Source organism: Psychrosphaera sp. (genome assembly GCF_982872775.1).
Genome location: NZ_CEYNSH010000006.1, coordinates 3,052 through 15,520, shown reverse-complemented (window position 1 = coordinate 15,520; position 12,469 = coordinate 3,052). Strand labels below are relative to the sequence as shown.

Below are 12,469 nucleotides of genomic sequence, written 5' to 3'. Positions count from 1 at the left end.
AGATAAAGCGATGATCGCTGTCGTTAAACACGCCTGATAGGATAATGAGTAAAAGGATGACAAAATGAAAATACATTTTTTTGGGTGTCGCGCTGTTATCCCGGTTCCCGGTTCGGATACCGTTCGCTTTGGTGGGAATACCCATTGCCTTGTTATCGAGAGTAATAACGGCCAGCGGCTAATTGTTAACGCAGGGTCAGGACTGCGATTGGCCAATTCGCTATTTAATAGTTCCTCCTCCTATTCGGACCAACCTATTTTCGAAGGCGAAATCAACCTTTTGCTCAGTCAGCACCATTGGGATCACATTCAAGGCTTTCCATTGTTTGAGCCGATTCATAAAAAAAACAAAAGTATCGTGGTTTATACACCAGACCAAGACGAACATCACGACACCGCCATTTTGGACCAAATCAACAAGAGTTTTAGTGTCGAGAAGTTCCATCAATTAGCTGCAAATATCACTATAAAACGGACCAAGTTCGACTCACCAACCCCTGTTGAAATAGGTGAGTTTGGAGTGCAAGGCATGCGAGTGAACCATCCTCATGGCGGGACAGCTTACAAAATAGAATGTGAGGGTAAGACTATCGTCATTGCTCACAACAATGAGCTGTTTGCCCCACAATCACATTGTTATCACACCTTTGAAGAATGGGCCTTATTTTGTAGTGGTGCGGACTTGTTATTACACGATGCACGATTTATGAATAACGAAATGATTAATCGAGTTGGAGTGGGTCATAGCTGTATGAATGATGTGATTCAGTTAGCTAAAACAGCCAATGTAAAATTAGTGGGATTTACCTGTCATGATCCGTCAACAACGGATGAGCGATTGGAAAGTTTGACGAATATGGTATTTGAACAGCGGCCTCCGTTTAGTTTTTTCTTTGCTAAAGAAGGCCGGACAATTATCTTATGATTGCAGCTTTGTTTGGTAAATGATGCTTTGAGCTAGCGAAAGCTTTCTGCATCCAAACAAACAACAATTAGCAGATGTTATTTTCGCTTTTTGGATCACGGGCTAACAACGCAACAGCAGCTTCTTGAGCTGGCTTGTCTTGATATAGCACTTGATAGATTTGTTCAGTGATAGGCATTTCGACCTGATTGCGCTCGGCCAACATGAACACTTCTTTGGTATTGCGATACCCTTCTACCACCTGACCGATTGCGGTCATAGCCTCATCAACCGATTGACCTTGACCTAATGCTAAACCAAAACGACGGTTTCGAGATTGGTTGTCGGTACAGGTTAAGACTAAGTCGCCTAAACCAGCCATACCCATTAAAGATTGTGGATCAGCGCCCAGTGCTTGAGCCAGTCGCATCATTTCAGCAAGACCACGTGTGATAAGGGCAGTACGTGCATTGGCACCAAAACCAATACCATCGGCCATACCGGCACCAATAGCGATGACGTTTTTGACTGCGCCACCTAACTGAACCGCGATAAAATCATTGTTGCTATATACACGGAACTTGCGCTCACAGTGTAATAAAGAACACAGCTCAGTCGCAAAAGCTTCATTTTCTGATGAACATGAAATTGCAGTTGGTAATCCCGCTACCATTTCTTTAGCGAACGTAGGGCCAGACAATACAGCTAATGCTGGTTCTTCACCAAGAATGTCTTTGGCGACATCTTGTAACAAGCGACCGGTTTGAGGGTCTAAGCCTTTTGTTGCCCAGCAAAGCTTAGTTTGCTTTGGAAGCATTGGTTTGATTTGAGTCAACAAGTCCGCAAAAACGTGGCTTGGTACTACAACCAAATGGATATCTGAATGCGTTACCGCTTCTTGCAGGTCATTAGTGACGTGCAATGACGATGGAAAAGTCGCCCCCGGCAAGTACTTTGCGTTCTCACGCTTAGCTTGCATATCTGCAACTTGTTCTTTGTCTCGGCCCCACATGATCACTTCGTGACCATTGCGGGCAAAACAAAACGCGAGGGCAGTCCCGTAAGAGCCTGCACCTAAAACCGCAATTTTATATTTAGTTTCACTCATCATGAATTAAGAGTCTAAAGACTGGCCTTCTTGCGCTTGCTGTTGTGCCTGTTGTAAGTATTGTGCAAATAATGCATCAAAGTTAACTGGCGATAAGTTTAGCGCAGGGAACGTACCACGGTTAACTAAATTAGAAACCGCTTCACGTGCATAAGGGAATAATGTGTTCGGGCAGTACGCACCTAACATGTGTGCTACTTGTTGCTCAGGCATGTTACCAATTACGAAGATACCCGCTTGCTGTACTTCAACTAAGAACGCCGTTTGGTCTTCGATAGTAGCCGTTACAGTTACAGACAAAGTCACTTCGAACACACCAGGTTCGATTTGCTTGCTCTTGTTATCTAAGTCTAATTTGATCTCAGGCTTGTATTCTTTAGTGAAAATAGTTGGCGCATTTGGCGACTCAAACGATAAATCTTTTAAGTAGATACGTTGAATAGAGAATTGTGGTGCTGCTTGCTCTTCTTGAGACGCTTGATTTTGTTCTGTCATGACAGGTTCCTGATATGTTCTGAGATTTTATTATTAGTTAGCTAGTAATTGGTCTAGCTTATTTTGTTGTTCTAACGCCACTAAGTCGTCACAACCACCAACGTGATGGTCACCGATAAAGATTTGTGGCACGGTCGAACGTCCTGATGCACGCTCAATCATTGGTGCACGAAGCTCTGGTTGCTCGTCAATTTTGATTTCGTTGTAAGCAACTTGCTTAGAATCTAAAAGCGACTTTGCGCGAACACAATACGGACAATACGTTTTTGTGTAAATATCTACTTTGCTGTTTCTTTCGCTCATGATACGACCTATTTGCTTTTGATTACTGGTAAGTTGGCTGTCGTCCAAGCTTGGAAACCACCGGTTAGTACCGCGACATTGTCAAAACCTGACTTGTTCAATACTTTTGCGGCTGTTTTAGCTGAAATTCCAGCGTTGCAGACTACTACTATTGGGTTGCTCTTGTTCTTTTCAAGGGCACCAAATTGTTCTTTGGTGATCTTCTCAAGAGGGATGTTAAGCGACTCTGTGATGTGTCCTTTATCAAAGTCAGCTTTTTTGCGGATATCGACAACCGTGGCATTTTCACGGTTAACCATCATCGTCATTTGGTGTGTGTTAACCATTTTGATGTTAGACATCGCCGCTGAAACGTATGTCGATACGAGTAAAATAAATAGCACCACCCATGCTGTCGACATAACAGGATGATTGCCTAAGAATTCGATAAATTGTGTCATTAATGTGTTCCATTTTTACAACAAAAGTCGCGCGATTATACCTGCATATTAGGCAGAGTCCAAAAGCTAAATTTTTGTACATGTACCAAAATTGGCGTTAGAATAATCATTCTAAATGTCACTCAAATGAATTGGGATTAATATGTCAAAGAAAAAACCATTTGTGCTTTGTATCCTAGATGGATGGGGTCACCGCGAAGAGACCACCAATAATGCCATCGCCAATGCGAACACGCCTGTACTCGATAACTTATGGAAAACGCGTCCAAGTACTCTAATTTCAGGCAGCGGCATGGACGTAGGATTACCTGAAGGCCAAATGGGTAACTCTGAAGTTGGACATGTTAATTTAGGCGCTGGTCGCGTTGTATACCAAGACTTCACTCGTATTTCTAAAGCGATTGATGATGGTGACTTTTTCTCCAATGACGCTTTAGTTAATGCTGCTAAAGGCGCGGTTCAAAACGACGGTGCGGTTCACATCATGGGCCTTCTTTCTCCAGGTGGCGTTCACAGTCACGAAGATCACATTCATTCGATGATTAAACTTGCCGAGCAACAAGGCGCCAAAAAGATTTATGTTCACGCGTTTTTAGATGGTCGTGACACTCCACCACGAAGCGCAGAGGCGTCTCTTGCTGCTTTAGAAAAGCACTTTGAAGAATCTAACACGGGTAAAGTTGCGACATTAATTGGTCGTTATTACGCAATGGACCGCGATAACCGTTGGGACCGAGTAGAAAAAGCGTATGACTTAATCACAGCAGGAACAGGTGAATTTGAAGCCTCGAGTGCCATTGAAGGATTGAAACAAGCATACGAACGCGATGAGAACGACGAATTTGTAAAAGCCACAACTATTGGTGAAAAAGTTTCAGTTAACGATGGTGACAGCATAGTATTTATGAACTTCCGTGCCGACCGTGCTCGTGAAATCACCAAAGCTTTTGTTGATACTGAATTTGATGGTTTTGAGCGTAAAGTAACACCTAAGTTACATTCTTACGTCATGTTGACGCAGTACTCGGCAGATATCGATACTGACGTCGCATTTGGCCCTGTTGCGCTTAACAACGTAATGGGCGAATGGTTAGCCAAACACGACAAGACCCAACTACGCATCTCTGAAACAGAAAAGTACGCGCACGTGACGTTTTTCTTCTCAGGTGGTCGTGAAGAGCTATTTGACGGCGAGAAGCGTGAACTGATCCCATCTCCGCAAGTAGCCACTTACGACTTACAACCAGAGATGAACTCAGAAATGCTGACGGACAAGTTGGTCGAAGCCATTAAATCTGGTGATTATGACTTTATCGTCGTGAACTATCCAAATGGAGACATGGTTGGTCACTCTGGTGTTTATGAAGCCGCAGTAAAAGCTTGTGAAGCGGTAGATGCCTGTGTTGGCCGTGTGGTTGCAGCGTTAGAAGAAGTAGGTGGTGAAGGTCTGATCACAGCTGACCATGGTAATGCCGAGCAAATGAGTGACCCAAGTACAGGTCAAGCACACACAGCACATACAAGCGAGCCTGTACCATTTATTTATGTTGGTCGTGATGCCAAACCTGTTGAAGGCGGTGTACTGAGTGATGTCGCTCCGACTATCTTAAAACTAATGGGTATGGCGCAACCAGAAGAAATGACCGGTAAGCCATTAATGTTAGTTGATTAACATTTAATGTCATAGGCTGTTGATTAATAGTCGATAGCTTGGTTAGATAAGGGTTAACATTTGTTAGCCCTTTTTTATGTTTATCTTAGTTATTTTGCTTGGGTTATTTTGCTTGGGTTATTTTATTTGGGTTTAGTTTTTGGGCTTATTTTTAAGATTTGCTGCTTTAAACATCCCAAATAGCTCTGCCCCGTCGTTAGGAAGAATTAAAATGCGTTTTGCTTGGAGCCTCTCCACTGTTGTCAGTGTGTTTTTACTGTTTGGTTTGATGGCCACTTTCAGTCCAAATGTTTTTTCGGCATCTAACCAGGATGACTTAGAAGCCTCAAACAAACGCTTGGCCAAAATCCAAAAGCAAATCGAAGCGCAAACCAAAAAGCTCGATGAGCAACTCAAACAAAAGTCTTCGCTAGAAGTTGAACTTAAACGAGCTGAACTAGCCGTTTCCAAAGTTGTCCTAAAGTTAAAGCAAACCGACAACAAATTAACCGCCGTCAACGATAAAATCGACAAGCTTAAATCAGAACAAAAGAAACTGTTGGCAAAACAAAAGCAACAACAAAAAGCACTCGCCGAAATGGTCCGTACTGCTTATCTAAACGGTAAACACGACTACACAAAATTATTGCTTAATCAGAACGATCCTGCCCAACTTGAACGACTTATTACTTATTATCGTCGAATGAACGATGCTCGAGTCAGCCAACTCGAAGAAATTCAGTACACATTGACTCGATTGTCAGAAATTGAAGACTCGCTAGCGCAGCAGCAGCAATCCTTGTTCGAAATTAAACAACAACAAGACGCTGAGCGAAAAGAGCTCGTCGCCTCGCAAGCTTCTCGCAAGAAAACCCTTAAAAAACTCGCCGCTCGAATCAAAAACGACGAAAACAAACTCGACCAGCTGCAAGCCGACCAACAACGTTTAGCAAAAGCGATTGAAGAAGCTCAGCGCAACGCGGTCATTCGACCTGAAGATTTAGCAGGCCTATACAAGCTTAAGAAAAAACTAAGCTGGCCTACAAAAGGAAGGATCAGCAAGCGTTACGGTCAGCGTCGTCAAAGTGCAATGCGCTGGAAAGGCGTAATGATCGATGGCAACTTAGGTGAGCCTGTTAATGCTATCGCCAGTGGAATTGTTATTTATTCGGATTGGTTAAAAGGTTTTGGTTGGGTGACGGTTGTTGATCACGGTAAAAAGTACATGAGTTTGTATGGGCACAACCAAGCACTTCTAAAACAACCTGGAGACTACGTTGAGAAAAATGAGCCACTTGCTCTAGTGGGTCAAAGTGGTGGTAAATCTTCGCCAGGCTTGTACTTTGAGATCCGCTATAAAGGAAAAACGGTTGACCCTGGTCGCTGGTGTCGATAGATTAAAGAAGTTATAATCTTGTAGCTAATTGATAAAAATTAAAAAAGCTTTAAAAACTATAACTTATTGTGCGCAAAATAATAAATAGAATCGGCAGGATTGCCGTCGGTGTGGCTACGTGTTTGATCACGTCTGTGGCTATTCAAACAACAGCCTATGCTCAGCCCACACTATCACATCAACACCAGACGCTGGCGAGTGACCTCAGTCGTGAGCCCGTTGGTAAAATTGCCATTGTCATTGACGACATTGGTTATAAGCGTTCAGATATAAAATTACTTCAAATGGATGCAGCACTTACCTATGCGGTGCTTCCTCATACGCCACTTGGCCCTGATTACGCCCAACTCGCCGCCGTTAAACAGCGAGACGTGATCATCCATTTACCAATGCAAGCCTCTAGTAATAACCGATTGTTAGGTCCTGGTGCACTGCTCACTGATATGGATAAAGACCAGTATCAACAAACTTTGTTGTCGGCCCTTGAAAGCATTCCTTATGCGATTGGTGTTAACAACCATATGGGAAGCTTACTAACACAAAAAGAGCAACCTATGGCTTGGACCATGGAATTGTTGCGACAACACAACATGTTCTTTTTGGATAGCAAAACGACAAATCAAAGCAAGGTAGAACAAGTTGCTTCTGAGTGGGGAGTGAGTGCACTTAACCGCAATATATTCTTGGACCACTACAAAGACCCAAGTTTTATTCGCAAACAACTTAAACGAACGATTCGTATTGCTCAAAAATACGGAACGGCAATTGCCATTGGCCACCCATATAACGAAACCTACGAAGTGCTAAAAGAACAACTTCCTATGCTTAAAAAACACGGTGTTGAATTGGTTCCACTATCGAGTTTGTTGCCAACAGCGCCTGTAATTCAATTTGCGGGACAACGTCCAGAGCATGAGCCCGTTGACGTTCGTATCAGTGATGAATAATGACGTTTAGTGGCTGACGAACTGCAGCTGCTACTATACATTTATGTTTTGATGATTAATCGTGGATTGAAGTAGGAAGTAGGAAGTAGGAAGTATGGCTCAAGGCCATACTTCACTGTATCAAGAGCTTTATCTCTATTCGGTCTCAACAGCCACTTCGTAAGACGTAAATTTACGGATATTGATGACGCCGGTATCAAAAATCAAATATTGACCTTTTATTCCTTCTAATATACCCGAAACGACCGGTTCTTTGTCAAAATTATGAGACTTAACCTTTGTCGGATATTCGGTCACTGGGTAGGTTAACTCAACAATATCTTCATCTAGTTGCTCAACAGCATCTGCACCAAACTTAAGTCTAACCTCTTCTAAGCGTTCATTGATTTGGGGGATAAGCTCCGCGGCTTTTGCTTTTAGATCCATATTGTCGTTTTCCCCTTTTAATAGCGCACGCCAATTTGTCTTGTCAGCAATAAACTCAGCCAAGGCCGTTTCTACTAAACCCGAAATAAGGCGTGTATTCACTTTGAAAATTGGCAAGGCTTGCGTCGCACCTTGGTCGACCCAACGCGTTGGAATTTGAGTATGGCGGGTAATGCCGACTTTTAGGCCCGAGGTGTTCGATAAATAAACGTAGTGCGGGGTCATACAGTTTTCTTCGCCCCACTCTGGCTCGCGGCACGTCCCTTCTGCATGATGGCAGGTCTCTGGTTTCATGATGCACATGTCACATGCTGCCAACTTTCTCATACAAGGAAAGCAATATCCTTGTGAAAAGCTCTTTTTGGATTTTTTACCGCAGTTTTGGCAATGGATATTACCCGTATGAGTTAATGTTAGGCGCTGACCAATTCGCTCGTTGAGTGGAAGTAATTCATCGCCAACTGGCAATGAATAGTGAATTTGGTTGTGCTCGTCGACACTCGAGCGCATCTTTTTTAACGTACCTAACATAAAAGAAGGTTCCTTTTGAAAACAGACCAATAAGAATAAAATGATGATCTGGACTGGATAGTGTATTGATAATATTTTAAAGGCTAGGTCACAACCAAGCAATGAAAGAAGCTAAAAACAAAAGAAAGTAAAAAAACAAAAAACCAGCCGAAGCTGGTTTTAGTATTTTGGTTTAACTAGCGCGGGTTTATTATGCTGCTAGTAAGCCTTGAATCTTTTTCATCGCGTTCTTTTCAAGCTGACGAACACGCTCTGCAGAGACTGAATATTTGTCCGCTAACTCTTGAAGCGTTGTTTTGTTGTCTTCATCTAACCAACGGCTGTACAAGATGTCCTGGCTACGCTCGTCCAACGTTTTAATCGCTGACAACAAACGTTGATTTGTATGTGTCTCGTATTGCTCTTGAGCGACAGACTCAGCGACATCTGAGTTTTGTGCTTCTAAGTACAATGACGGAGAGTACGGTGTTGCATCTGAGTCTTCATCGTCAGAGCCCATATCAAAGGCCATGTCGTAGTTACTCATGCGAGATTCCATTTCTAGTACTTCTTTTTTGGAAACACCAAGTGAATCTGCAACATTCTCTACTTCTTCATTGCTAAACCAACCCAAACGTTTTTTGTTTTTGCGTAGATTAAAGAACAATTTACGTTGTGCTTTGGTCGTTGCTACTTTCACGATACGCCAGTTCTTAAGAACAAACTCGTGAATTTCGGCTTTAATCCAGTGAACCGCAAATGATACCAAACGCACACCTACTTCAGGGTTAAAACGTTTGACGGCTTTCATCAGGCCTATGTTGCCCTCTTGAATTAAGTCAGCTTGCGGTAAGCCATATCCAGAATAACTACGGGCAATATGAGCAACAAATCGTAAATGTGACATGATCAATTTACGAGCTGCTTCTAAATCACCGTCTTCATATAATTTAAAAGCCAAGTCGCGCTCTTCTTCAGCAGTCAGCATCTTAATGTTGCTCACATAGGACACATACGACTCGATACTACCGCTTTGAGGCGTTAAGGCTAGTGCCATTGAGTTATCAACTTGATTCATTATGAAGCTCCTTTTAGAAACCTGAATTGGTTAACTGAAACTGATATTAGCACTCTCAACACAAGAGTGCTAATTTTATTTTAACTATTTATAGAACAAAAAGATCTATGATTTTTGGGAAAAAATAACAAAACACAATATGTAAATAAAACAATAACTTAAGATCTAAACTACGTTAATTATCAACTGAATTTCAATAAGCTCTCAGTCAGATTTCAATTGTGATTAGTTGAAAAATGCCGACTCAATTGTCGGCACTTCAATAAATAATTGTTGGTAGGTCTCTACGTAAAGCGGAGGTAAATGGATTAATCGAGGCTTGGCTCGATTTCTTTGATATGTCGATGAACCGACCAAAATGCGCCCGAAAAGCCGAGGCCTGATGCTAATAACATTAGGGTTAAAAACTCAGAAAAGTTAAGCCCTTCAATTTCAAAGTCTGCCATATACAGACCAGAAATATCGACAAGCGCCGATTGCATCCACCAAACCACAAAGGCTAAGACAATAAATGCCACCAAGCCGCCCATCAGGCCATACCAAATACCAGTATAAACAAACGGGCGTTGGATAAATGCTTCCGTTGCACCAACCAGCTTCATGACTTCGATTTCTTCACGTCTTGAAATAATAGACAAGCGAATCGTGTTACCAATGATGAGTACTACAGAAACTAATAACAGAGCTGCGACCGTAATGACCGACTCTTCCAACATGCCAACGATGGCATTTAGTCGAGCCAACCAGTCAATGTCTAGTTTGCCGAAGTCGACTTCTCGCTCTTTTTGTAACTTATAGAGTAGGTTCTTGGCCGCTTGTGCCTGTCGGTATTGTGGTTGAGGCGTCACGATTATTGACGCTGGCAATGGATTCTCAGAAAGATAATCCATCGCATTACCAAAGCCCGATAACTTTTTAAACTCTTCCAAAGCATCATCTTTACTTATATAACGCAAAGATTCGACTTCATCATAAGCACTGATACGACGCACCGCACTGGATATTTGTTGTTCTGTCAAATCTTCATGCAAAAACAGGCTGATTTCGGACGCACTTTCCCATTGAACATTTATCGACTGAACATTTTTAACAATAATATGTAATGTCGCAGGTAATGTTAGTGACAATCCCATCACCAAAATCGTCATTACAGACGCGATAGGTGTACGCCAAATCTCGCCCAGGCTCGTGATAATCTGGCGAGCGTTATTAATCCAAAAATAAATGAAGCGTTGTATAGCACTGATCTTTTTGTCTCGAGCGCCTGTTTGGTCGGCGTTAAATAAAATACTCATTTAAAACCCCAACGTTTCATTTTCTGGTTTTAGAGACTGTTGCAAACCATCATTAATCATTCGACCTTGTTTAAGTGTTAAAGTGCGGTTACGCATTCTGGCAATTAGACCTAAGTCATGGGTCGCGATTAAGACGGACACACCAACATCATTAAACTGTTGGAATACGTTAATAATTTCTTTTGATAATTCTGGGTCGAGGTTACCCGTAGGCTCATCGGCCAGTAATAATGGTGGCTTGTTCACCACGGCGCGAGCAATACCGACACGCTGTTGTTCACCGCCAGAAAGAATTTTTGGGAAGCACTTAGCTTTATCTAACAGACCTACTTTATCCAGTGCCGCGTGTACTCGTTTCGCTATTTCACCCTGCGTATAACCTTCGATCACCAAAGGTAAGGCTACATTGTCGAACACTGTATGCTCTTGAAGAAGACGGTGATTTTGAAAGATCATGCCAATGTCGCGACGTGCAAAAGGTACTTGATTTGGCTTGATTAGATTTAGGTTTTTGTCATTAATGAAGACATTACCAATAGAAGGACGCTCAATCATACTGATGAGTTTTAGTAAGGTACTTTTGCCTGCGCCAGAGTGCCCAGTAAGAAACGCCATTTCACCTTTGGCTACCTCGAAAGACACCTTTTCCAATGCCTTAAAACCACCGGGATATGTTTTGCTGACTTGCTCAAACCTGATCATGCGTTTCCCTTTGTCCCCCAATAGAATGGCGCAGTGGTCTGCACCTATTTTTATTATTTATAATTAAACTTGGCCTTGTTGCTAGATAACATCCTGTTTTTAAGCACAACTTTGTCGTCTAGTTTAGGTCAGATACGCTACAAATCGTTTATAGCGTACCCTAACCTCAACATATAAAAAAGCGTAAAATATGTTCACATGGCTGATTAAAACAACTTTAATCAATCACTAATTAACGCTAGGCCGATAAGTCGCAAATACGACATCGGCAATTCACAATCTCTATTTGTACGCTTAATCAAATAATGCGTCGATGAACGCTTTGTGTTCAAAGGTGCGAAGGTCGTCAACACTTTCACCAACACCAATGTAACGAATTGGAATATTGAACTGTTCTGCCACAGAGAAAATAACACCACCTTTAGCGGAGCCATCCAGTTTGGTTAAGGTGATCCCTGTTAAACCAACCGCTTCGTTGAAAATCTTAGTTTGGCTCATCGCATTCTGACCAGTGGTTGCATCAATTGTCAGCATTACTTCGTGCGGCACGTTTTCATTGATCTTCTTCAATACACGAACAATTTTTGATAACTCTTGCATCAAATTATCTTTGTTTTGAAGTCGACCTGCCGTATCAGCAATTAGGACATCAGCGCCACGTGCTTTTGCTGCTTGGTAGGCATCAAAAATAACCGATGCACTGTCAGCACCTGTGTGCTGTGCCACTACTGGAACATCATTACGTTCGCCCCAAACTTGTAACTGTTCGACCGCTGCTGCACGGAACGTATCACCAGCCGCTAACATCACTGATTTACCTTGCTGTTGGAACTGCTTGGCCATTTTGCCGATTGTCGTAGTTTTACCAACACCATTCACACCAACCATTAAGATAACGAATGGGCCATCATCATTATGAATAACAAGAGGCTCGTCTGCTTTTGCCAATATTTCCGTCATTTCATCTTTTAAAAGACCATACAAGGCATCGGCATCTTTGAGTTGTTTGCGATCGGCATGATCGGTCAAACGGTCAATCAACTTCATCGTTGTGTCCATACCAACATCAGACATCAACAACTGAGTTTCTAATTCTTCATACAAATCATCATCGATTTGTTTGCCCGAGAACAAGGCCAAGAAACCACCACCAATTTGCTGGCGTGTTTTGGCTAGGCCACGCTTAAGGCGTTCAAACAAGCCCACCTTAGGTG

13 protein-coding genes are annotated in these 12,469 nt (G+C 42.4%); 4 read left to right on the top strand and 9 right to left on the bottom strand.

What is annotated here, in order from left to right; all coding sequences use genetic code 11:
• Nucleotides 1-64: 64 nt before the first annotated feature.
• Nucleotides 65-925, top strand: a complete 861-nt coding sequence (locus AC4E96_RS02975; RefSeq protein WP_488032843.1) for an MBL fold metallo-hydrolase — start codon at nucleotides 65-67, stop codon at nucleotides 923-925.
• 67 nt (nucleotides 926-992) lie between these two features.
• Here AC4E96_RS02975 and gpsA read toward each other — a convergent pair whose 3' ends face one another.
• Genes gpsA through AC4E96_RS02955 form a run of 4 tightly spaced genes read right to left on the bottom strand, consistent with a single transcriptional unit; the run spans nucleotide 993 to nucleotide 3,250 of the window.
• Nucleotides 993-2,012: an NAD(P)H-dependent glycerol-3-phosphate dehydrogenase gene (gene gpsA, locus AC4E96_RS02970; protein WP_488032904.1), complete on the bottom strand. Its 1,020-nt coding sequence runs from the start codon at nucleotides 2,010-2,012 to the stop codon at nucleotides 993-995.
• Between the two features lie 6 nt (nucleotides 2,013-2,018).
• Complete coding sequence (secB, locus tag AC4E96_RS02965) at nucleotides 2,019-2,507, bottom strand: protein-export chaperone SecB (protein ID WP_488032842.1); 489 nt, start codon at nucleotides 2,505-2,507, stop codon at nucleotides 2,019-2,021.
• Between the two features lie 33 nt (nucleotides 2,508-2,540).
• The gene (gene grxC, locus AC4E96_RS02960) at nucleotides 2,541-2,810 is read right to left on the bottom strand and encodes a glutaredoxin 3 (protein ID WP_488032841.1); all 270 of its coding nucleotides are present in this window, start codon (nucleotides 2,808-2,810) and stop codon (nucleotides 2,541-2,543) included.
• A gap of 8 nt (nucleotides 2,811-2,818) precedes the next feature.
• Nucleotides 2,819-3,250 carry a rhodanese-like domain-containing protein gene (locus AC4E96_RS02955; protein WP_490254866.1) on the bottom strand — a complete coding sequence of 144 codons (432 nt, stop codon included), beginning with the start codon at nucleotides 3,248-3,250 and terminating at the stop codon, nucleotides 2,819-2,821.
• 142 nt (nucleotides 3,251-3,392) lie between these two features.
• Here AC4E96_RS02955 and gpmM point away from each other — a divergent pair, with 142 nt between their 5' ends.
• From gpmM to AC4E96_RS02940, 3 genes are all read left to right on the top strand, one after another.
• On the top strand, nucleotides 3,393-4,922 hold the full coding sequence (gene gpmM, locus AC4E96_RS02950) for a 2,3-bisphosphoglycerate-independent phosphoglycerate mutase (protein ID WP_490254865.1): 1,530 nt from the start codon (nucleotides 3,393-3,395) through the stop codon (nucleotides 4,920-4,922).
• A gap of 211 nt (nucleotides 4,923-5,133) precedes the next feature.
• Entirely contained in the window at nucleotides 5,134-6,297 is a 1,164-nt protein-coding gene (locus AC4E96_RS02945; RefSeq protein WP_490254864.1) for a murein hydrolase activator EnvC family protein, read from the top strand.
• A gap of 122 nt (nucleotides 6,298-6,419) precedes the next feature.
• Nucleotides 6,420-7,244 (top strand): divergent polysaccharide deacetylase family protein, encoded by an 825-nt coding sequence (locus AC4E96_RS02940; RefSeq protein ID WP_490254863.1) that lies wholly within the window; start codon nucleotides 6,420-6,422, stop codon nucleotides 7,242-7,244.
• A 135-nt stretch (nucleotides 7,245-7,379) separates the two neighbouring features.
• Here AC4E96_RS02940 and AC4E96_RS02935 read toward each other — a convergent pair whose 3' ends face one another.
• From AC4E96_RS02935 to ftsY, 5 genes are all read right to left on the bottom strand, one after another.
• Complete coding sequence (locus AC4E96_RS02935; protein ID WP_490254862.1) at nucleotides 7,380-8,201, bottom strand: DUF2797 domain-containing protein; 822 nt, start codon at nucleotides 8,199-8,201, stop codon at nucleotides 7,380-7,382.
• Between the two features lie 190 nt (nucleotides 8,202-8,391).
• Nucleotides 8,392-9,258, bottom strand: a complete 867-nt coding sequence (gene rpoH, locus AC4E96_RS02930) for an RNA polymerase sigma factor RpoH (protein WP_488032835.1) — start codon at nucleotides 9,256-9,258, stop codon at nucleotides 8,392-8,394.
• Nucleotides 9,259-9,566: 308 nt separating this feature from the next.
• Nucleotides 9,567-10,553 carry a permease-like cell division protein FtsX gene (gene ftsX / locus AC4E96_RS02925; RefSeq protein WP_488032834.1) on the bottom strand — a complete coding sequence of 329 codons (987 nt, stop codon included), beginning with the start codon at nucleotides 10,551-10,553 and terminating at the stop codon, nucleotides 9,567-9,569.
• Complete coding sequence (gene ftsE, locus AC4E96_RS02920; RefSeq protein ID WP_488032833.1) at nucleotides 10,554-11,255, bottom strand: cell division ATP-binding protein FtsE; 702 nt, start codon at nucleotides 11,253-11,255, stop codon at nucleotides 10,554-10,556.
• A 294-nt stretch (nucleotides 11,256-11,549) separates the two neighbouring features.
• Nucleotides 11,550-12,469, bottom strand: a 920-nt coding sequence (gene ftsY, locus AC4E96_RS02915) for a signal recognition particle-docking protein FtsY (RefSeq protein ID WP_490254861.1), incomplete at its 5' end; no start/stop codon positions are given.